Annotated in this window: 19 protein-coding genes; 10 read left to right on the plus strand and 9 right to left on the minus strand. The window is 72.9% G+C overall.

Annotation, left to right across the window (positions count from 1 at the left end; translation table 11 throughout):
* Positions 1-4: 4 nt before the first annotated feature.
* Both ABD973_RS09320 and ABD973_RS09325 read right to left on the minus strand, forming a co-directional pair.
* Complete coding sequence (locus ABD973_RS09320; protein WP_125605988.1) at positions 5-514, minus strand: MarR family winged helix-turn-helix transcriptional regulator; 510 nt, start codon at positions 512-514, stop codon at positions 5-7.
* Between the two features lie 21 nt (positions 515-535).
* Entirely contained in the window at positions 536-1,906 is a 1,371-nt protein-coding gene (locus tag ABD973_RS09325; RefSeq protein WP_125822532.1) for an MFS transporter, read from the minus strand.
* Positions 1,907-2,145: 239 nt separating this feature from the next.
* Here ABD973_RS09325 and ABD973_RS09330 point away from each other — a divergent pair, with 239 nt between their 5' ends.
* The gene (locus ABD973_RS09330; RefSeq protein ID WP_125822531.1) at positions 2,146-3,144 is read left to right on the plus strand and encodes an ArsR/SmtB family transcription factor; all 999 of its coding nucleotides are present in this window, start codon (positions 2,146-2,148) and stop codon (positions 3,142-3,144) included.
* Positions 3,145-4,593: 1,449 nt separating this feature from the next.
* On the opposite strand, the gene ABD973_RS09335 is transcribed toward ABD973_RS09330, so the two are convergent.
* From ABD973_RS09335 to ABD973_RS09355, 5 genes are all read right to left on the minus strand, one after another.
* Positions 4,594-5,235: a TetR/AcrR family transcriptional regulator gene (locus ABD973_RS09335; RefSeq protein WP_345499753.1), complete on the minus strand. Its 642-nt coding sequence runs from the start codon at positions 5,233-5,235 to the stop codon at positions 4,594-4,596.
* Positions 5,232-5,912 (minus strand): DUF4166 domain-containing protein, encoded by a 681-nt coding sequence (locus ABD973_RS09340; RefSeq protein ID WP_386382356.1) that lies wholly within the window; start codon positions 5,910-5,912, stop codon positions 5,232-5,234. Before ABD973_RS09340 ends, ABD973_RS09335 begins: the two co-directional genes overlap by 4 nt.
* A complete protein-coding gene (locus tag ABD973_RS09345; RefSeq protein ID WP_345499755.1) occupies positions 5,909-6,607 on the minus strand; it encodes a hypothetical protein in 699 nt (232 codons plus the stop codon). Before ABD973_RS09345 ends, ABD973_RS09340 begins: the two co-directional genes overlap by 4 nt.
* Before the next feature lie 200 nt (positions 6,608-6,807).
* Positions 6,808-7,104: an MTH1187 family thiamine-binding protein gene (locus ABD973_RS09350; protein ID WP_345499757.1), complete on the minus strand. Its 297-nt coding sequence runs from the start codon at positions 7,102-7,104 to the stop codon at positions 6,808-6,810.
* Positions 7,101-7,445 (minus strand): DUF3817 domain-containing protein, encoded by a 345-nt coding sequence (locus ABD973_RS09355; RefSeq protein ID WP_125594550.1) that lies wholly within the window; start codon positions 7,443-7,445, stop codon positions 7,101-7,103. Before ABD973_RS09355 ends, ABD973_RS09350 begins: the two co-directional genes overlap by 4 nt.
* A gap of 161 nt (positions 7,446-7,606) precedes the next feature.
* Here ABD973_RS09355 and ABD973_RS09360 point away from each other — a divergent pair, with 161 nt between their 5' ends.
* The 4 genes from ABD973_RS09360 (at position 7,607) to ABD973_RS09375 (ending at position 10,272) form a co-directional block, all read left to right on the plus strand.
* Positions 7,607-8,245, plus strand: a complete 639-nt coding sequence (locus ABD973_RS09360) for an AIM24 family protein (protein ID WP_125594549.1) — start codon at positions 7,607-7,609, stop codon at positions 8,243-8,245.
* Positions 8,245-8,895 carry an AIM24 family protein gene (locus tag ABD973_RS09365; protein WP_125594548.1) on the plus strand — a complete coding sequence of 217 codons (651 nt, stop codon included), beginning with the start codon at positions 8,245-8,247 and terminating at the stop codon, positions 8,893-8,895. Before ABD973_RS09360 ends, ABD973_RS09365 begins: the two co-directional genes overlap by 1 nt.
* Positions 8,892-9,710, plus strand: a complete 819-nt coding sequence (locus tag ABD973_RS09370; protein ID WP_345499760.1) for an AIM24 family protein — start codon at positions 8,892-8,894, stop codon at positions 9,708-9,710. Before ABD973_RS09365 ends, ABD973_RS09370 begins: the two co-directional genes overlap by 4 nt.
* 85 nt (positions 9,711-9,795) lie before the next feature.
* Positions 9,796-10,272, plus strand: coding sequence for a MarR family winged helix-turn-helix transcriptional regulator (locus ABD973_RS09375; RefSeq protein WP_125594559.1), 477 nt, complete (start codon positions 9,796-9,798; stop codon positions 10,270-10,272).
* A gap of 69 nt (positions 10,273-10,341) precedes the next feature.
* On the opposite strand, the gene meaB is transcribed toward ABD973_RS09375, so the two are convergent.
* Together meaB and ABD973_RS09385 are read right to left on the minus strand one after the other, a co-directional pair.
* Positions 10,342-11,304 carry a methylmalonyl Co-A mutase-associated GTPase MeaB gene (meaB, locus tag ABD973_RS09380; protein ID WP_125594547.1) on the minus strand — a complete coding sequence of 321 codons (963 nt, stop codon included), beginning with the start codon at positions 11,302-11,304 and terminating at the stop codon, positions 10,342-10,344.
* Positions 11,305-11,314: 10 nt separating this feature from the next.
* Positions 11,315-12,517, minus strand: a complete 1,203-nt coding sequence (locus ABD973_RS09385; protein WP_125594546.1) for an acetyl-CoA C-acetyltransferase — start codon at positions 12,515-12,517, stop codon at positions 11,315-11,317.
* 137 nt (positions 12,518-12,654) lie between these two features.
* Between ABD973_RS09385 and mce the strand changes: the two genes are divergently transcribed.
* The 5 genes from mce (at position 12,655) to ABD973_RS09410 (ending at position 20,855) form a co-directional block, all read left to right on the plus strand.
* On the plus strand, positions 12,655-13,083 hold the full coding sequence (mce, locus tag ABD973_RS09390; protein WP_125594545.1) for a methylmalonyl-CoA epimerase: 429 nt from the start codon (positions 12,655-12,657) through the stop codon (positions 13,081-13,083).
* 180 nt (positions 13,084-13,263) lie between these two features.
* Positions 13,264-17,853 carry a polarized growth protein Scy gene (scy, locus tag ABD973_RS09395; RefSeq protein ID WP_345499765.1) on the plus strand — a complete coding sequence of 1,530 codons (4,590 nt, stop codon included), beginning with the start codon at positions 13,264-13,266 and terminating at the stop codon, positions 17,851-17,853.
* A gap of 194 nt (positions 17,854-18,047) precedes the next feature.
* Positions 18,048-18,986 (plus strand): coiled-coil domain-containing protein, encoded by a 939-nt coding sequence (locus ABD973_RS09400; RefSeq protein WP_007266614.1) that lies wholly within the window; start codon positions 18,048-18,050, stop codon positions 18,984-18,986.
* 113 nt (positions 18,987-19,099) lie between these two features.
* A complete protein-coding gene (locus ABD973_RS09405) occupies positions 19,100-20,083 on the plus strand; it encodes an ABC transporter ATP-binding protein (RefSeq protein WP_125594544.1) in 984 nt (327 codons plus the stop codon).
* Complete coding sequence (locus ABD973_RS09410; protein WP_185899211.1) at positions 20,076-20,855, plus strand: ABC transporter permease; 780 nt, start codon at positions 20,076-20,078, stop codon at positions 20,853-20,855. The genes ABD973_RS09405 and ABD973_RS09410 overlap by 8 nt, the downstream gene beginning before the upstream one ends.
* Positions 20,856-20,896 lie beyond the last annotated feature (41 nt).

Genomic DNA, 20,896 nt, shown 5'->3' on the forward strand with positions numbered 1-20,896 from the left:
TGAGCTACTTCTCCTCGAAGTCCGCGGCGGCCACCCGCAGCGGGCGCAGCAGCGCGAAGATCTCCGCGCACTCCTCCGAGTCGTACACCCCGAGGCCGAAGTCGATCGCCATCAGGTCCTTCGTCGCCGCCTCGACCACCTCGCGGCCCTTCGCCGTGATCGACGCGAGCGTGCCGCGGCCGTCCTGCGGGTTGGGCCGCTTGTCGACCAGGCCGGACCTCACGAGCCGGTCCACGGTGTTCGTCACCGAGGTCGGGTGGACCATCAGGCGCTCGCCGATCTTCGACATCGGCAGCTCGCCCGCCTGGGAGAAGGTGAGCAGCACGAGCGCCTCGTACCGGGCGAAGGTCAGCCCGTACGGCTTCACCACCGCGTCGACCTCGGCCAGCAGGATCTGGTGCGCGCGCATGATGGAGGTGATCGCCGCCATGGACGGCACGGGACCCCAGCGCTGACGCCAGAGCTCGTCGGCTCGGGCGATGGGGTCGAAGGGGAGGCTGAGCGGCTTGGGCATCCACCAGACCCTACCGGGCGGTCATTTCACCGCGAGCCCCGTCTCATTCCTCGACCGCCGCACCTCGGCCAGGAGCAGTACGACCACCCCGCTGCCGAGCGCACCCGAACCGGCGACCACGACGTGTGCCGGGAGGAACTCGGCGGCGGCACCGGCGAGGGCCATCCCGACGCCCTGGAGGGTCATCAGGCCGGTGCTCAGCAAGGTCATCGCCCGTCCGCGCAGCTCGTCGGGGACGGCGTCCACGTACATCCGGTCCAGCCCGAGGGTGTAGGCGTGCGCCAGCCCGGCGAGCAGCAGCGCCGCCAGGACCACGGCCGGGCCGGGGCGGGCGGCGAACAGCAGGAGCGGGAGCGGGGAGGCGGCGGCCAGCGGCGCCGTGATCCGCGTACGCGTTCGGGCGGTGAGCGCCGACCCCGCCCAGAGTTCACCCGCGACGGTGCCGACCGGCAGCGCGCACATCAGCACCCCCAGGGTGACGGTCCCGGCGCCCACGTCTTCGGTGTACGGGGCGAGCAGCGCCTCGGGCACGACGGCGAAGGCGGGCGGCAGCCAGCACAGCAGGGTGAGCGCCCGCAGCCGGCGCCCGCCGAGGACGGCCCGCAGCCCGCCGAGCGGGGACGCGGGCGCGGGGGTGGGGGTGATGGGGGTGATGGGGGTGGGGCCGGTGGTGGGGGTGGGGCCGGTGGTGGCGCGGGCGGGGCGGGCCCGGGTCCCCAGGCGCAGCAGCAGGGCGGAGGCCAGGAACCCGGCGGTGGTCAGCCCGATGGCCGCGCGCGGGGAGACGGCGGCCAGCAGCAGGCCGCCGAGGCCGAACCCGGCGAGCTGGGCGCTCTGCGCGACCATCCGCAGCAGCGAGCGGCCGAGCACGAAGGCCTCCCCGGTCCCGAGGAGGTCGGCGAGGGAGGCGCTGCGGGCGCCCTGGAAGAGGGGGGCCACGAAGGCCATGGCGCAGCGCAGTACGAGGATCCCCGCGACCGGCGTCCCCGGCCAGACCATGCCGGCCGCGCAGGTGGCGCACAGCAGGTCGCACCCGACGAGCACCCGCCGGGCGGGGTACCGGTCGGCGAGCGGGGCGAGCAGGATGCCGCCGAGGGCGTACGGCAGGAAGCCGAGGGCGAAGGTGAGCGCGCTCATCAGGGGCGAGCCGGTGGCGCGGTAGACGAGGACGGTGAGGGAGATCTCGGCGACCACGACACCGAGCAGGGACAGCAGGTGCGCGGCGAAGACGGCGCGGAACTCGCGGACGCGGAACAGGGGGCGGTAGCCGGTCGGGTCGTGGGTGGGGGTGGGAGGTGGGGCGTCGGGCGGGGTGTCGGGCGGGGCGTGGGTGGGGGTGGGGGTGGGGGGTGGGGTGTCGGCCTGGGCGTCGGGCGGGGTGTCGGTTGGCATGCTGCGTAGGTTTCCGGGGCTAGCCTGACGGGCCGAGGGATTCGTCCCTGGACGAATCCGCGGGCGGGCGCGGCTGGACCCCGCGGTGGGATCCGCGGTCGGATCCGCAGTCGGATCCGCAGTCGGCCCGCGGCTGGCTCGCAGCCTGCCTGCGGCCGGGCGCGGCCGGGCGCGGCCGGGCGCGGCCGGGCGCGGCCGGGCCGCGGCCGGGTCGGTAGTCCGCCGGGAGGTGACAGCGCATGGCGTACCAGTTCCGCTTCGGGGCGGCCGACCTGCTGCGGTGCCGGTTCGCGATCTCGCCCCGCTGGGAGACGCAGGAGGCCGTACGGGTCCTGGCGCGGCCGTACCGGCAGGCGTACCACCTGCCCTGGCTGAGCCGGATCCGCTCCGCCGCGGCCGGCCTGGACCTGCGTCCGCTGTGGCTGCTGATGCCGAGGAAGGGGCACAACCCGGACCTGCTGAGCCCGCCGCCCGCCGGACCGTCCGTCACCTTCGCGGAGGAGCTGGCCCGGGTGCGGGCGGCGGCCGGTGATCCGGAGGCCGCGCGCGAGGACCTGCGGCGGGCGCTGGTGTGCACGCCGGGGGCGGTGGACAGCGAGATCGGGCGGCGGATGCTGGCGGATCCCGCGCGGGCGGTCGAGGAGCTGGCCGATCTGTACGAGCGGGCCTGGGAGGCGCTGATCGCCCCGCACTGGCCCCGGCTGCGTGCCCTGCTGGAGGCCGATGTGCTGTTCCACTCGCGCCGGCTGGCGGCGGGCGGGCTGGAGGCGCTGTTCGACGGGCTCCACCCGGACCTGCGGTGGCACGGGCCGGGCCAGACCCTGAGCGTCGAGCGCCCCGCGCACCACCACCGCGAACTCGGCGGGCAGGGGCTGCTCCTGATGCCGAGCGCGTTCGTCTGGCCGGAGGTGGTCGGCGGCTACGACCCGCCGTGGCAGCCGACGCTGGTGTACCCGGCGCGGGGCATCGGCGCGCTGTGGACCGCCGCGGCCGGCCCGGCCCCGAGTGCCCTGGCGGGGCTGCTGGGGCGGGGCCGGGCGGAGGTGCTGTGCGCACTGCACGAGCCCGCCTCGACCACGGCGCTCGCGCACCGGCTGGGCCTGGCGCCCTCGACGGTGTCGGCGCACCTGAAGGCCCTGCGGGCGGCGGGACTCCTCCTCCCCTTCCGCCAGGGCCACCAGGTCCTCTACGAACGCACCCCGCTGGGCATCGCCCTGGCCTCGGGGGGCGCCGACTGAGCCCTCCGTTGCCTCGCGGTCCGAGCCCTCTATCTCCCCCTCGACCCCGTGGGGTCGGGCGGTGGTTGCCCACCCGCCTCCCTGTCTGCGGGGCGGTGCGCCAGGGAGCGGTATCCCCTCGCCCCGTCTCAGAGAAGTCTGGGGGCTTCCCGTCAGTCCCATCGTCCTTCCGTGTCGTGCCGGCCTGTCAAGGGCGCTCCTTCGTCGCGTCGCTACGCGATGGCCTTCGGCCACCCTTGACAGGCCGACCCGCCCCGGAAAGCCGAAAGACTGCCGGGAAACCCCCAAAGAAACGGCACGGTCCAAGGGCAAGGGACGGGTCCCTCAGGGATCAGTCGAGGGGCCGGGCGTCGGCCCGCCGGGCATCCGGGCCCCCAGATCCATGGTTCCGGGCCAGGGGCGCGACTACCCGCACGAGAGGTTGATCAGAGCCCCCGGGGGAAGCCGACAAGCGCGTCAGATCGCTACGCGCTCCTCCCGGCTTGGCGGCCGGCGGCCGTCCGTGGCTGATACCCGCACCAAAGAGGCGAATGGGGCGGCCCGGGAGGTGTCCAGGCGCGGTAGATCGCTACGCGCTCCCCCCGGCTTGGCGGCCGGCGGCCGTCCGGGGCTGATACCCGCACCCAAAGGCGAACAGGGCGGCCCAGGAGGCCCCCAGGCGCGGTAGATCGCTACGCGCTTCTCCCGGCTCGGCGGCCAGCCGCCGTCTTGGGCCGGTCGTAGGCCACACGGAAGACTCAAGCGCCCCTTTTGCCCCTGTATAGAGGGCTGGGGTGGGATCGAATGGTTGCCTGTCGGAGTCTGCGGGTGAAGAAGTCACCCGCAGACTCCGACAAGCCGCCAACGGCGCTGCGGGAGGGCCGATTCGCCCCTCGAAGGCCTTGATCCGCCCCTCTCTTGACCCCATCCCGGCCCCAGACGGCCGTCCGACGCCAAGCCGGGAGAAGCGCGTAGCGATCTACCGCGCCTGCGCGCCTCCTGGGCTGCTCTGATCGTCTTCTCGTGCGGGTATCAGCCCAGGACGGCCGTCGGACGCTGAGATTCGAGGAGCGCGTAGCGATCTGTCGCGCCTGGAGGCTCCGGAGGTCGCTCTGATCAAGCTCCCGTGCGGGTAGTCGCGCCCCTGGCCCGGAATCATGGATCTGGGGGCCCGGATGCTCGGAGGGCCGGCCCCAGGCCCCTCGTCTCGTCGCTGAGGGGACCCGTCCCTGCTCCTCTGGACCGTGCCGTTTCTTTGGGGGTTTCCCGGCAGTCTTTCGACTTTCCGGTTCGGGTCGGTCTGTCAAGGGTGGAGCGAAGCGACATCGCGTAGCGACGCGACGAAGGAGCGCCCTTGACAGGCCGGCACGAGCCGGAAGGACGATGGGACTGACGGGAAGCCCCCACGCTTCTCTGAGACCGCCCGAGGGGATCCCGCCCCTGGCACCCCGCCCGGCCCCCGCCCGGCGGTCAGCCCCGGGTCCCCCGCCGGAGGCCGTGGCGGACGGCACGCTGCGTGAGTGGGCCGAGGCCCTCCAGGACGGCGGCCAGCGCGGCCAGTTGCTCCAGGGCGTCCAGCGCCCGGCCGGCGCCCTCCGGGTCCACCCCCTCGTACAGCTCGATGCCGACGAACGACGCGGCCGTGGCCCGGGCCAGCCCCGCCGGGTCGGCGAAGTCCGCCAGCGGGGTCGCCGCCAGCAGGCGGCCCAGCACCGCCTCGAGCTCCTCGATCCACAGCCCCAGCCCGGCCGCGGTCGCCGCCGCCAGGGAGGGCGAGTTCTGTCCGGCGGCGAGGAGCTGCCCGAGCATGGCGACGTACCCGGCGGCCCGCTCCTCGGCGTGCATCTCGCGGGCGAACTCCAGCAGCTCGGGCAGGCTGCCCAGTGCGGCGAGCCGGTCGCGGTGGCGGTCGACCCGCTGTGCGGCCCCGTACCGGCAGGCGGCGGCGAGCAGCTCGTCCACGGAGCCGAAGTGGTAGAAGATCAGGCCCTGTCCCACGTCGGCGGTGGCCGCGATGGTCCGGGCCGAGGCCTTGGCGATGCCCTGTTCGACGAGGGTGCGCAGGGCGCCTTCGAGGAGCTTCTCCTTCGTGGCCGCACTGCTCGCGCTCACGCCCGGACCTCCTCGCGGACGGGCCGCAGGTCGCCGCGGACCCCGTACGCGCGGGCGTCGACGTACTCGGCGGTGAAGGAGCCCTCGTACCCGAAGAGCGGGCCGAAGCGGCGGTTGACGACCCGTACCCGGATCCGGAACCGGCCGGTGGCGTCGTCGAAGGACTCGCGCACCTCTGCGTCGCCGCCGATCAGCTCGGGCACGCGGACGTCGACGGGGCCCTCGCGGAAGCGGTGCTCGCCGGAGCGGATGAGCAGCGAGCCGTCGGGTTCGGCGCTCATGTGGAGGTCGCTGGCGAGGTGCTGGTGGGTGCCCAGGTAGTCGAGGACGCAGTCGCGTTCCGGGCTGTGGACCATCGTGGCGTCGAAGCGGCGCGGCCCGTCCGGGAGGTGGAAGGTGCGGACGAAGGTGACGGTCTCCCGTCCGAAGGAGTCGGTGTAGGGGAGGTTCTCGATGACGAAGGGGACGTTGCGTCCTTCGCGCGGGACCAGGATGTTGCGGGTCCCGCCGAGCCGGAGGAAGGGCTTCACGAAGCTGCGGCCGTGCCAGATCCGCTCCATGGTGCCCCGCCCGACGCAGCCCTCGCCGCTGTCCAGGCCGACGGAGAAGCGGCGTTGGATCTGCGGGTGCAGACGGTCGAAGCCGGCACCCATGTGGGCCCGGAAGATGGAGGTCACGACGGCTCCAGGGTGGTCAGCAGGCGGGGGGCGGTTGCGGTGGTGCGGCCGGGCGGCGTGCGCAGGCAGCGGCGGGCGGCCGGGGTGCCGGGCAGCGGCGGCAGCAGCAGTACGGCGGCGAGGACGGGCAGGGCGGCGGCGAGCGGGGCGTAGGCGAGGACGGCCGCGCAGAGCAGGGCCCGCAGGGCGGTCTCGGCGAGGGCCCGGGCGAGCGCGCGGCCGGGCGGGGTGCCGCGTTCGCACCACAGCCGCAGGCGGTCGAAGGACCAGGCGGTGCCCCAGCCCATGAGGGGGCGGAAGACCAGCCGGTCGGCGAGGGCGCCGAAGCGGCCCCAGCGCGGCCGGTAGTCGTAGCCGGTGAGGAAGCGGATCCCGTCGGGGCCGGGGACGTAGCGCCAGTAGCCGCTGCCCACGGCGAGCAGGGAGAGCGGATGCTCCGAGGCGAAGCGCAGGGCCGAGACACGGGTGCCGTCGGGGCGGTGGCGTTCGCCGGCGGAGATCCCGGTGCCGGAGACGGAGAGGAAGGGCAGGACGCGGGTCGCGTAGCGGAAGCGCCGGGGCTCGCCCTCGGCGCGCGGGAGGTAGTCGATGGAGGTGAACCTGAGGTCCCACCGCTGGTGTTGCGCCGGGTCCTGGCTGCGCTCCCAGAGCTCGTCCATCCCGGTGCGGATCACCGTCTCGACGTACAGGGCCATGCCGGTCTCCCCCAACCTGCTTTTTGAGCGGTCGCTCAAAAGGGAAGGTAGGGGGTTTTGAGCGGTCGCTCAACTGCTTGGGCGAGCCCTCGAGTGTGAGGCCCGCCACATCCGGTAGGGGTCCGGGCATGCGAAAGCGCCCCCCGCCGGGCGGGCGGGGGGCGCTTTGGGGAAACGGTCGGTGCGGGCGGGCCCGCGGCTCAGCCTTCGGCGAGGTGCCGTTCCACCGTCTCGACCTTCGAGGTGATGCCGTCGGTGACGCCGGGCCGGATGTCGGCCTTGAGGATGAAGGAGACCCTGGGCGCCCGCTCCTCGACGGCGGCCACGGCGCGCCGCACCACGTCCATGACCTGGTCCCACTCGCCCTCGACGGTGGTGAACATGGCGTCGGTGCGGTTCGGCAGCCCGGACTCGCGCACGACGCGGACCGCGTCGGCCACGTACTCGCCGACCTCTTCGCCGACCCCCAGCGGGGTCACCGAGAACGCGACGATCACGCGTCCGCCACCTGGCGCGCGCGGGCGGCGATGACGCTGTCGGCCTCGTCGCGCTTGAGCAGCTTGTCGCCGTACAGGCCGCCGAAGGGCAGCAGCGCGAGGACGAAGAACAGGGCGACCTTCTTGACCGGCCACTTCGCCTTGTTCCACACGTCCAGCAGGAAGACCGCGTAGATGACGAACAGGATCCCGTGCAGGATCCCCAGCGGCATCATGAGGTAGTCGATGTCCGATACCCGGCTCAGCACCGAGCCGAAGATCAGCAGGGCCGGGAACGACAGCGCCTCCGGAACGGAGATGAGGCGCAGCCGGTGCAGGGCGGAAGCGGTCTTGATGTCCACGTGGAGCCTTCGGGCCGGGTACCTGGGGTCCGTCCCAGTGTCTCAGCCGCCCTCCGCGATCTTCCCGCGGGGCCCCGGATGCCCCGAAGCCCGGCGATTGTGGCGGATATCGGCCCACCGGCCCCTGTTCGGTGCGCCTCCCTGCCGATACCTTCGTCCCCGTGGCTCAGTTCAGACTCCAAGGCAGCAAGGTGCTCGCCGTCGACCTGACCGGTGACGCCGTGAAAGCGAAGAACGGCGCCATGGTCGCGTACGACGGCCAGATGGCCTTCAAGAAGATGACCGGCGGCGGCGAAGGCCTCCGCGGAATGGTGACCCGCCGGCTGACCGGCGAACAGATGACCGTGATGGAGGTCCAGGGGCACGGCACCTGCTACTTCGCCGACCGGGCGAGCGAGATCAACCTCGTGAACCTGCGCGGCGAGAAGCTCTACGTCGAGTCGAGCAACCTGCTGTGCACCGACGCGGGCCTGCGTACGGGTACGACCTTCACCGGTCTGCGCGGCGCGACCACGGGCAACGGGCTCTTCACCACGACCGTGGAGGGCTCCGGCCAGGCGGCGATCATGTCCGACGGGCCGGCGGTGGTGCTGCGCGTCAGCGCCCAGTACCCGCTGTCGGTCGACCCGGGCGCGTACATCGCGCACACCGGCAACCTCCAGCAGTCCTTCCAGTCGGGGGTCACCTTCCGCACCCTGATCGGCGAGGGCTCGGGCGAGGCGTTCCAGATCCGCTTCGAGGGCGAGGGCCTGGTGTACGTCCAGCCGAGCGAGCGCAACACGATCGGGGGGGACGTCTGATGCCGTTCCGCGAGGTCAACTCGAAGATGGTCGAGGCCCAGGTGATCCCCGGGCAGAGGATGTACAGCCAGCGCGGGGCGATGCTCGCCTACCGGGGCGAGGTCTCCTTCACCCCGAGCGTCACCGGCGGCCAGGGCGGCGTCATGGGCATGATCGGGCGCCGGGTGGCGAACGAGCAGACCCCGCTGATGACGGTCGAGGGCAGCGGCACGGTGATGTTCGGCCACGGCGGCCACCACATCCAGGTGGTCAACCTCCAGGGCGAGACCCTGTACGTCGAGGCCGACCGGCTGCTCGCCTTCGACGGCACCCTCCAGCAGGGCACGATGTTCATGGGCTCGCAGGGCGGGGTCATGGGCATGGTGCGCGGCCAGGTGACCGGCCAGGGCCTGTTCACCACCACCCTCAAGGGCCACGGCGCGGTCGCCGTGATGGCCCACGGCGGAGTGATCGAGCTCCCCATCACCCCGAACCGGCCGGTCCACGTCGACCCGCAGGCGTACGTGGCCCACCACGGGGACGTCCGCAACAAGCTCTCCACCGCGCTCGGCTGGCGGGACATGGTGGGGCGCGGCTCGGGAGAGGCGTTCCAGCTGGAGCTGTCCGGCCAGGGCGCGGTCTACGTACAGGCCTCGGAGGAGAAGCTGTGAACTTTGGCCCCGTGAACCCGGGACCCGGCGGTCCGACCGTGTTCGACCCGCACAGCCTGCCCTCCGACGACAACGTGAACGCGTACACCTTCTGCGTGGAGCTCAAGGGGAGCCAGTGGTTCCTGCAGAAGGGCAAGATGATCGCCTACTACGGGCGGATCGAGTTCAACGGCATCGGCAACGGCCGCTTCGACCGGCTGCTGCGCACCAGCTTCCACTCGCCGCTGCACGCGAGCGACTGGGTGGTGGCCGAGGGGCAGGGCAAGATGCTGCTGGCCGACCGGGCCTTCGACGTGAACTCGTACGACCTGGACGACGGCAACCTGACCATCCGGTCGGGGAACCTGCTGGCGTACCAGCCCTCGCTGGCGCTGAAGCAGTCGATCGTCCCGGGTTTCCTGACGCTGATCGGAACCGGGAAGTTCGTCGCGGCGTCCAACGGACCGGTGGTCTTCATGGAGCCGCCGCTGCGTGTCGACCCGCAGGCGCTGGTGGGCTGGGCGGACTGCTCCTCCCCCTGCCACCACTACGACCACGGATACATGTCGGGCGTGATGGGCGGCCTGCGCTCGCTGACCGGCATCGGCGGCACCTCCGGCGAGGAGCACCAGTTCGAGTTCGTCGGCGCGGGTACGGTCCTGTTGCAGTCGACCGAGCTGCTGATGGCCGAGCAGTCGGTGGGTGCGGTGGGTGCCGGGGCCGCCACGGGCAACGCCCAGGGCGTTCCGGGGGCCGGCCAGGGGCCGCTGGGGCAGCTGGGCGTGCCCCGGATGCCGGGGCAGCTGGGTGATCTCCAGCGGCGTCTCGGGCTGTGAGGTCCGCGGGCCGCACTGCCCGAATCCGATCTTCCTATTTTTGTACGTAATTCAACTTCTTAGGTAGAGTTCTTTCATGGAGACGATGGAGACCGACACGGCCACCCGCTGGCTCACCGATGCGGAACAGTGCGCCTGGCGCACCCACCTGGACGTCAGCAGACTGCTGATGCACCAGCTGGAAAAGGATCTCCAGCCCTTCGGACTCACCAACAACGACTACGAGATCCTGGTGAACCTCTCGGAGTCGGAAGGCCTGCGGATGCGCATGAGCGACCTGGCCACCGCCACGCTCCAGTCCAAGAGCCGGCTCTCCCACCAGATCACCCGCATGGAGACCGCGGGCCTGGTCCGCCGGGTGAACTGCGAGTCCGACCGCCGCGGCCTGTACGCGGTCCTCACGGACGAGGGCATGGAGACCATGCGCAAGGTCGCCCCGCACCACGTGGCGTCCGTCCGCGAGCACTTCATCGACCTGCTGCCCCCGGAGGCCCTCCAGGCGCTGCGCGAGTCGCTGCGCCCGGTCGCGGAGCACCTGCGCGGCACCCGCGGCAAGATCTGAGCGCGCGCCGCACGCGCGTGAGAGGGCGGGGAGCCGAGGCTCCCCGCCCTCTCACGCGTTCCGCACCCCTCAGGCCTCGGTCAGGCTGTCCAGCAGCGCGTCCGCGGCCGCGTACGGGTCCAGCTCGCCGGCCGCCACCCGGGCCGCCAGCGCGTCCAGGTGCGCGTCCCCGCGCAGGTCGGCCAGGCGCCCCCGCAGCGCGGTGATCGCGATGGTCTCCACCTCACGGGCCGCCCGCGCGGCCCGGCGCTCGGCCAGCACCCCGCGCTCGTCCATCCACGCCCGATGCTTCTCCAGCGCCTCGACCAGCTCGTCGATGCCCTGGCCCTTGGCCGCCACCGTCTTGACGATCGGCGGCCGCCAGTCGCCGGGCCCCCGGGTCTCGCCCAGGCCCAGCATGTGGTTCAGCTCCCGGGCGGTCGCGTCCGCGCCGTCCCGGTCGGCCTTGTTCACCACGTACACGTCGCCGATCTCCAGGATCCCCGCCTTCGCGGCCTGGATCCCGTCGCCCATGCCCGGAGCGAGCAGCACCACCGAGGTGTCGGCCTGCGAGGCGATCTCCACCTCGGACTGCCCGACGCCGACCGTCTCGACGAGGATCACGTCGCAGCCGGCCGCGTCCAGCACCCGGATCGCCTGCGGAGCCGCCCAGGCGAGCCCGCCCAGGTGCCCGCGGGTGGCCATGGAGCGGATGTAGACCCCGGGGTCGGACGCGTGGTCCGACATCCGGACCCGGTCGCCGAGCAGGGCCCCGCCCGAGAAGGGCGAGGACGGGTCGACCGCGAGCACGCCGACCCGCTTGCCCGCCGCGCGGTACGCCGAGACCAGCGCCGACGTAGAGGTCGACTTGCCGACCCCCGGGGAGCCGGTCAGCCCGACCACGTACGCGCCGCCCGTCAGCGGTGCCAGGGCGGCCATCACCTCGCGCAGTTGCGGGGACGCCCCCTCGACCAGTGAGATCAGCCGGGCCACGGCCCGCGGCCGGCCCTCCCGGGCCTGCGCCACCAGCGTGGGGACGTCCACCGTCGCCATGCGCTCGCCCCTACGCCTTCGGGACGCTGAGCAGGAGGGCGTCGCCCTGGCCGCCGCCGCCGCACAGGGCCGCCGCGCCCAGGCCGCCGCCGCGGCGCTTGAGCTCCAGCGCCAGGTGCAGCACCACGCGGGCACCGGACATGCCGATCGGGTGGCCCAGGGCAATGGCGCCGCCGTTGACGTTCACCTTTTCCGGGGTCACGCCGAGGTCCTTCATTGACTGCACGGCCACCGCCGCGAAGGCCTCGTTGATCTCGATGAGGTCCAGGTCGGAGACCTCCTTGCCCTGCTTCTTCAGGGCGTGCAGGATCGCGTTCGACGGCTGCGACTGGAGGGAGTTGTCGGGGCCGGCCACGTTCCCGTGGGCACCGATCTCGGCCAGCCACTCCAGGCCCAGCTCCTCGGCCTTCGCCTTGCTCATCACGACCACCGCGGCGGCGCCGTCGGAGATCTGCGAGGAGGTGCCGGCGGTGATGGTGCCGTCCTTGGCGAACGCCGGGCGCAGCTTGCCCAGCGACTCCACCGTGGTCTCGGGGCGGATGCCCTCGTCGGCGGCGAAGATGACCGGGTCGCCCTTGCGCTGCGGGATCTCGACCGGGGTGATCTCGGCCTCGAACACCCCGTTCTTCTGCGCGGCCGCGGCCCGCTGGTGGGAGGCGGCGGCGAACTCGTCCTGCGGGGCGCGCTCGATGCCCAGGCGGGTGTTGTGCTTCTCGGTGGACTCGCCCATCGCGATGCCCTCGAAGGCGTCGGTCAGGCCGTCGTAGGCCATCGCGTCGAGCATCTCGATGGCGCCGTACTTGTAGCCCTCGCGGGACTTGGGCAGCAGGTGCGGGGCGTTGGTCATCGACTCCTGGCCGCCCGCGACCACGATGTCGAACTCCCCGGCGCGGATGAGCTGGTCGGCCAGCGCGATGGCGTCCAGACCCGACAGGCACACCTTGTTGACGGTGAGCGCGGGCACGTTCATGGGGATGCCCGCCTTCACGGCCGCCTGGCGGGCGGGGATCTGGCCCGCGCCGGCCTGGAGCACCTGGCCCATGATCACGTACTGGACCTGGTCGCCGGAGATCCCGGCCCGCTCCACCGCGGACTTGATGGCGAAGCCGCCGAGGTCGGCGCCCGAGAAGGACTTCAGCGAGCCGAGCAGCCGCCCCATGGGCGTGCGGGCCCCGGCGACGATCACTGAGGTGGTGTTGTTCGTTCCGGACATGAGGCACAGCCCCTTGAGGATGAGGAGTGAACGAGGGTTTACCCGAATGTACTGAGCGGTACCCGCGCAGTCACCGGGCAGTCGGTGTGATCGCTGGCACGTTGCGTGACGCCCCTCTTCGGCGGTGCACTGGTCCCATGCTGACAAGAATCGACCACATCGGGATCGCCTGCTTCGACCTGGACAAGACCGTCGAGTTCTACCGTGCCACGTACGGGTTCGAGGTGTTCCACACCGAGGTCAACGAGGAGCAGGGCGTCCGCGAGGCCATGCTCAAGATCAACGAGACCTCCGACGGCGGGGCCTCCTACCTCCAGCTCCTGGAGCCCACCCGCGAGGACTCCACGGTGGCCAAGTGGCTGGCCAAGAACGGCGAGGGCGTGCACCACATCGCCTTCGGCACCGCCGACGTCGACGGCGAGGCGCAGGCCATCCGCGGCAAGGGCGTCCGCGTCCTGTACGACGAGCCCCGCACCGGCTCCATGGGCTCCCGGATCACCTTCCTCCACCCCAAGGACTGCCACGGAGTCCTCACCGAACTGGTCACCTCCAACCCTGAGCACTGATGTCCCCATTCCCCGGCCGGTAGAGTGGCCATGGCTCGGCCGGGGTTCGGTGCGGAACGGGGTCGGGGCCGAGAGCCCTGCCCCGACATCTGACACCATTCCCCCGGGGGCGTCGTTCAGCGGGCGAGCGATGCTCATTTGGGAGTGAGCTTGCGACCAGGGGACGGATGGGACCGCGCTGTGCGGGGCTACGAAAGCCAGGAGAGCCATCAGGCCGAAGCCGACCATCTCACGCGCTTCGAAGCCGAGATGGAGCGGCTGAAGAAGGAGCGCGGGAAGGCCGTCCAGCACGCCGAGGACCTCGGGTACCAGGTCGAGGTGCTGCGCGCCAAGCTGCATGAGGTGCGGCGCGCGCTCGCGTCCCGTCCTGCCTACGACGGCGCGGACATGGGGTACCAGGCGGAGCAGCTGCTGCGCAACGCCCAGGTTCAGGCCGACCAGATGCGCTCCGACGCCGAGCGCGAGCTGCGCGACGCCCGGGCGCAGACCCAGCGGATCCTCCAGGAGCACGCCGAGCACCAGGCGCGCCTGCAGGCCGAGCTGCACGCCGAGGCCGTCAACCGGCGCCAGCGTCTGGACCAGGAGCTCAACGAGCGCCGCCAGACCGTCGAGGCGCACGTCAACGAGAACGTCGCCTGGGCCGAGCAGCTGCGCGCCCGGACCGAGGCCCAGGCCCGTCGGCTCATGGAGGAGTCCCGCGCCGAGGCCGAGCAGGCGCTGAACGCCGCCCGCGCCGAGGCCGCCCGGACCGCCGAGGAGGCCCGCCGCCGGCTCGCCGCCGACGCCGAGGCCGCGCGCGCCGAGGCCGAGTCGGCACTGCTGCGCGCCCGCAAGGAGGCCGAGCGGCTGCTGGCCGCCGCCTCCGCGCAGGCCCAGGAAGCCACCGAGCACGCGGAGCGGCTGCGCTCCACCACCACCGCCGAGGCCGAGCAGACCCGGCAGCAGACCATGGACCTCGGCCGGGTCGCCGAGGCCCGCGTCCAGGAGGCCGACACGGCGCTGCGCGCCGCCCGGGCCGAGGCCGAGAAGCTCCTCGCGGAGGCCAAGGAGAGCGCCGCCCGGCAGCTCGCCTCGGCGGAGTCCGTCAACGACCAGCGCACCCGCACCGCCAAGGAGCAGGTCGCCCGGCTGGTCGGCGAGGCCACGAAGGAGGCCGAGGCGCTCAAGGCCGAGGCCGAGCACGCGCTGGCCGACGCCCGCGCGGAGGCGGAGCGGCTGCGCACCGAGGCCGGCGAGCAGGCCCGTACGGCCGCCGCCGAGGACACGGCGGCTCAGCTGGCGAAGGCGGCCCGCACCGCCGAGGACGTACTGAACAAGGCCTCGGAGGACGCCCGGGCGACGACCCGCGCCGCGTCCGAGGAGGCCGAGCGGATCCGCCGCGAGGCGGAGGCCGAGGCGGACCGGCTGCGCGCCCAGGCGGCGGCCACGGCCGACGAGCTCAAGGGCGCCGCGAAGGACGACACCGAGGAGTACCGGGCCCGCACGGTCGAACTCCAGGCGGAGGCGAGGCGGCTGCGCGGCGAGGCCGAGCAGCTGCGCGCCGAAGCCGTCGCCGAGGGCGAGCGGATCCGGGGCGAGGCCCGCCGCGAGGCCGTCGGGCAGATCGAGGAGGCGGCCAAGACCGCCGAGGAGCTGCTGGGCAAGGCCAAGGCGGACGCCGACGAGCTGCGCTCCGGCGCGGCCGCCGAGAGCGAGCGGGTCCGTGCCGAGGCCGTGGAGCGGGCCACCACCCTGCGCCGGCAGGCCGAGGAGACCCTGGAGCGGACCCGCGCGGAGGCCGAGCGGCTGCGCGCGGAGGCCGCGGAGCGGGCCGAGGCCCTGACCGCCGAGACGGACGCCGCCGTACGGGCGCGCCGCGAGGAGACCGAGCAGGCCCTGGCGGCCAAGCGCGCCGAGGCGGACGCGGAGCTGGCCCGGCTGCAGTCGGACGCCGAGGCCCGGCTGGCGTCGGCGGAGCAGACGCTGCGCGAGTCCCGCCTGGCGGCGGAGAACATCCGCAAGGAGACCACGGAGGAGAACGACCGGCTGCGCGCCGAGTCGGCGGAGCGGATCCGCACCTTCCAGGCGCAGGCGGAGGCGGAGTCCGAGCAGCTGCGCGCCGAGGCCGCGCAGGACGCCGGCCGGGTCCGCGCGGAGGCCGAGCTGGTCTCCGTACGGCTGCGCGCCGAGGCGGAGGCCGAGTCCGAGCGGGTGCGCACCGAGGCGCAGGAGACCGCGGACCGGCTGCGCGCCGAGGCGAAGGCGGCGGCCGAGCGGGTCGCCGAGGAGGCCGCGGAGGCCCTCGCGGCCGCCCAGGAGGAGGCCGCGCGGCGCCGCCGGGAGGCCGAGGAGACCCTGTCGGCGGCCCGGACGGACGCGGGCAACGAGCGGGCGCAGGCCCGTGAGCAGAACGAGGAGCTGCTGGCGCAGGCCCGCAAGCGCTCGGAGGAGGCGCAGGCCGAGGCGGCGCGCCTGACCGAGGAGGCGGAGCGCCGCGCGGCGGAGCTGGTCGCGGCGGCCGAGGCCACCGCGCAGCAGGTGCGCGACTCCGTGGCCGGGCTGCACGAGCAGGCCGAGGAGGAGATCAGCGGGCTGCGCAGCGCGGCCGAGCACGCGGCGGCCCGTACCCGCACCGAGGCGGAGGAGGAGGCGGACCGGGTCCGCGCCGACGCCCACGCGGAGCGCGAGCGCGCGGCCGAGGACGCCGCGCGGGTGCGCAGCGAGGCCCGGGTGGAGACGGACGCGGCGAAGGAGCTGGCGGCGCGGACCGTCGGCGACGCGATCGCCGAGGCCGAGCAGCTGCGGGCCGACACGGCCGAGTACGCGCAGCGGGTGCGCACCGAGGCGACGGACGCCCTGGCGGCGTCCGAGCGGGACGCGGCGCGGACCCGGGCGGACGCCCGGGACGACGCGAACCGGATCCGGGGCGAGGCTGCGGAGTCCCTGGAGGCCTCGCGCGCCGAGGGCGCCCGGATCGTGGCCGAGGCCGAGGCGGAGGCGGAGCGCCTCACCGGGGAGACCCTCGCGGCGAACGAGCTCACGGTCGCCGACGCCCGGGCGGAGGCCGAGCGGCTCACCGCGGAGGCCGTCGAGGCGGCGGACGCCACCCGCGCCGAGGCCGCGGGCACCCTGGACGAGGCCCGCGCCGAGGCGAACCGGCTGCGGACCGAGGCCGCCGAGCAGGCGGACCGGCTCATCACCGAGGCGGCGTCCGAGGCGGACAGGCTCACCGAGCAGACCCGCGAGGACAGCGAGCGCACGATCGCCGAGGCGGCCGCGGAGGCCGAGCGGCTGCGCGCGCAGGCGGCACGCGTCCTGGAGGAGGGCGAGGCGCGGGCCGCCGCCCTCAAGACGCAGGCGGCCGACACCCTGGCCGCCGCCGAGCGCGATTCGGCGCGGATCCTGGTGGAGTCGCGCGCCGAGGGCGACCGGCTCGTCGAGGAGACCCGCGCGGCCAACGAGCGCACGGTCGCCGAGGCCGCCGCGGAGGCCGAGCGGCTCGTCGCGGAGGCGGCGCGGACGCTGGAGGAGGCCCGTACCGAGGGCGGCCGGATCATCGGCGAGGCCACGGCGGAGGCGGAGCGCGTCACGGCCGCGGCCAACGAGACGCTGGAGGCCGCCGAGCGGGACGCCGAGCAGACCCTGGACGAGGCGCGTGCCGAGGGCAACCGGCTGCGTACCGAGGCCGCGGAGCAGGCGGACCGGCTCATCACCGAGGCGGCGTCCGAGGCGGACAAGCTCACCGAGCAGACCCGCAAGGACAACGAGCGCACGGTCGGCGAGGCTGCCGCCGAGGCGGAGCGGCTGCGCGCGGAGGCGGCGGAGGCGCTGGCCTCGGCGCAGGAGCACGCGACCCGTACCCGGTCCGAGGCGGAGCGGGTGAAGGCGGAGGCGGCGGCCGACGCTGAGCGCACCCGTACCACGACGCGCGAGGAGTCCGAGCGGCTGCTGGACGAGGCCCGCGAGGAGGCCAACAAGCGGCGTACGGAGGCCGCGGAGCAGGTCGACCGGCTCATCACGGAGGCGGCCGCGGAGGCGGACAAGCTGACCTCGGAGGCGGCCCGGCAGGCCCTCGCCGCCACGACGGCGGCCGAGGAGCAGGCCGACGCGATGGTCGACGCCGCCCGCAAGGAGGCCGCGCGCATCACGTCGGAGGCGACCGTGGAGGGCAACTCCACGGTGGAGAAGGCCCGCACGGACGCGGACGAGCTGCTGGTCGGCGCGCGTACGGACGCGGCCGCCATAAGGGAGCGGGCGGAGGAGCTGCGTTCGCGCGTCGAGTCCGAGGTGGAGGAGCTGCACGAGCGTGCCCGCCGGGAGTCGGCGGAGCAGATGAAGTCGGCCGGCGAGCGCGTGGACAAGCTGGTCCGCGCGGCGACGGAGCAGAGTGCCGAGGCGGAGGCGAAGGCCAAGGAGCTGGTGTCGGACGCGAGCAGCGAGGCGAGCAAGGTCCGCATCGCGGCCGTGCGCAAGGCCGAGGCGCTGCTGAAGGAGGCCGAGACGAAGAAGGCGGAGCTGTCGCGGCAGGCCGAGAAGGTGCTCGCGGAGGCGACGGCGGAGGCGGAGCGGCTGGTCGACGAGGGCCGTCGCGAGCTGGAGGTCCTGGTGCGCAGGCGCGAGGACATTCAGGCGGAGATCTCCCGTGTCCAGGACGTTCTTGAGGCGTTGGAATCATTCGAGGCACCTTCGGGTGGCGGAAAGCCCGCATTGGGCGGCCAGGGCGCGGGGGGCGTGAAGGCCGGCGCATCAGCGGGGTCCACTCGTTCGGGTGGCAAGGTGTCAGAGGGGTAGTCAGAAGACAGGATGTGTGCTTCTGAGGGAGGTTCAGTCGAAGGAGTGACAATCATTCCGTCGCCTTGCCACTCAAAAGGGGTGTCATTGTCCAGGGCAAACCCGGATTGACTCGATGACACGCCGCCCTGGCGCCTAGGATTCCCCTTAACACCTCACGTAGCACCTCATCGGTCTCATTCGACAGGAACCCCATGAGCGACACTTCCTCCCCCTTCGGCTTCGAGCTCGTGCGGCGTGGTTACGACCGCGGTCAGGTGGACGACCGCATTACCAAGCTGGTCTCCGACCGCGACAGCGCCCTAGGACGTATCAACTCTCTGGAAAAGCGGATCGAGGAGCTGCACCTCGAAACGCAGAACGCCCAGGCCCAGGTGAGCGACGCCGAGCCGTCGTACGCCGGTCTCGGCGCCCGGGTCGAGAAGATCCTGCGGCTGGCCGAGGAGGAGGCGAAGGACCTGCGCGAGGAGGCCCGTCGCGCGGCCGAGCAGCACCGTGAGCTGGCCGAGTCGGCGGCCCAGCAGGTGCGCAACGACGCCGAGTCGTTCGCGGCGGACCGGAAGTCGAACGCGGAGGACGAGGGCGTCCGCATCGTCGAGAAGGCCAAGGGCGACGCGGCCGCCCTGCGCGCCGAGGCCCAGAAGGACGCGGCCTCCAAGCGCGAGGAGGCCGACGCCCTGTTCGAGGAGACCCGCGCCAAGGCCGCCCAGGCCGCCGCGGACTTCGAGACCAACCTGGCCAAGCGCCGCGAGCAGTCGGAGCGCGACCTGGCCTCGCGTCAGCAGAAGGCCGAGAAGCGGCTGGCGGAGATCGAGCACCGGGCCGAGCAGCTGCGGCTGGAGGCCGAGAAGCTGCGTACGGACGCCGAACGCCGGGCCCGCCAGACGGTGGAGACCGCGCAGCGCCAGGCCGAGGACATCGTGGCCGACGCCAACGCCAAGGCCGACCGCATCCGCAGCGAGTCCGAGCGCGAGCTGGCGGCGCTGACCAACCGCCGCGACTCCATCAACGCCCAGCTGACCAACGTCCGCGAGATGCTGGCGACGCTGACGGGCGCGGCCGTGGCCGCCGCCGGCTCCCCGATCGACGACGAGCCGGTCACCCGGGGCGTCCCGGCGCAGCAGAGCCGTTAGTACGCCCGTGCGTACGCCGCCGTCTACCCGCTGGTAGCGAAATCGGCACATCAGGGGCCGTATGTCACCTTTTTGAGGTGGCGTACGGCCCCTGGGCGTTCTAGCGTGGCCGCATGATCGAGCTCGAGGGCCTTACGAAACGATTCGGCGCGAAGACCGCCGTGGACAACCTCAGCTTCCAGGTCAGACCGGGGGTGGTGACCGGCTTCCTCGGCCCCAACGGGGCGGGGAAGTCCACGACCATGCGCATGATGCTCGACCTCGACCGCCCGACGGGCGGCACGGTCCGGATCGACGGGAAGCACTACCGGGACCTGCCGGAACCGCTGAAGCACATCGGTGCGCTGCTGGACGCGAAAGCCATGCACGGCGGTCGCAGCGCGTACAACAACCTGCTCTGCCTGGCCCAGTCGAACCGGATCCCGGAGCGACGGGTGGCCGAGGTGCTGGACCTGGTCGGCCTGACGGCCGTGGCCAAGAAGAAGTCGAAAGGATTTTCGCTCGGAATGGGCCAGCGGCTGGGAATCGCCGCTGCCCTGCTGGGAGATCCGGAGATCCTCATGTTCGACGAACCGGTCAATGGTCTGGACCCCGAGGGAATTCTCTGGATCCGCAATCTTATGAAGGGGCTGGCCTCGGAAGGGAGAACGATCTTCGTCTCCTCCCACTTGATGAGCGAAATGGCGTTGACCGCAGACCATTTGATCGTCATCGGACAGGGAAAGCTCCTTGCCGACATGTCCATGTCTGATTTCATCCGCCAGAACTCCCGCAGTTACGTACGGTTGCGCTCGCCGCAGCAGGAACGCCTCAAGGACGTGCTGCACGAGGCCGGCATCAACGCGGTGAGCGTGCCCGCCACCGGCACCCTGGAGATCGACGGCGTCGAAGCCGAGCGGCTCGGCGAACTCGCGGCCCAGCACCAGATCGTGCTGCACGAACTCAGCCCGCAACGGGCTTCACTCGAGGAAGCGTTCATGCGCATGACGGCGGATTCCGTCGAATACCACGCCCACGCGCCCGGCGCGGCCGTACCCCCGCCCGCGGGCCCCGCGTGGGGCGCCGGCTTCGAGGCGACCCGCAAGGGCGGTGAGTGAGGTGGCCTACTCCGCCGTCCTCCGGTCCGAGTGGACCAAGATCCGCACCGTCGCCTCGACCAGCTGGACCCTGGCCACCACGCTGCTGGTCACCGTCGCCATGGGCGCCGGGCTGTGCGCCGTGGTCAACGCGACCTTCGAGGACATGCCGAAGGCCTCGCAGATCACCTTCGACGCCACGCAGATGAGCTTCTCCGGGATGATGCTGGGCCAGCTGGCCATGCTGGTCTTCGGTGCGATGGTCGTCGGCAGCGAGTACGGGACGGGCATGGTCCGCACCTCGCTCGCGGCCGTGCCCCGGCGCGGCACCCTGCTGCTGGGCAAGGTCACCGTGGCCACCGGCCTCGCCCTGGTCGTGGGCCTGGCCACCGGCTTCCTGTCCTTCTTCCTGGGCCAGGCCCTCCTCGGCGACCACAAGACCGCGCTCGGCGAGGAGAACGTCCTGCGCGCCGTGATCGGCGTCGGCCTGTACCTGGCCCTGCTCGCCGCGTTCGCCATCGGGATCTCGATGGTCCTGCGGAACTCGGCCGCCGCGATCTCGCTCCTGATCACCTTCGTCCTGATCCTGCCGATCGTGCTCAGCCTGGTCGACGCCACCCGCAAGATCGCCGCGTACCTGCCCAACATGGCGGGCTCCGCGATCATGCAGACCGTCGCCTCGCCGGACTCCGACGCGCCCTACGGACCCTGGGGCGGGCTCGGGATCATGGCGCTGTGGTCGCTCGCCGCCATCGCCGCCGGCTACCTCACCCTCGCGAAGCGGGACGCCTGACCGCCACGCCGTGACACGGGGTGTCCGTCCCACGACGGACA

The sequence above is a fragment of the Streptomyces racemochromogenes genome, assembly GCF_039535215.1.
Lineage (GTDB): Bacteria > Actinomycetota > Actinomycetes > Streptomycetales > Streptomycetaceae > Streptomyces > Streptomyces racemochromogenes.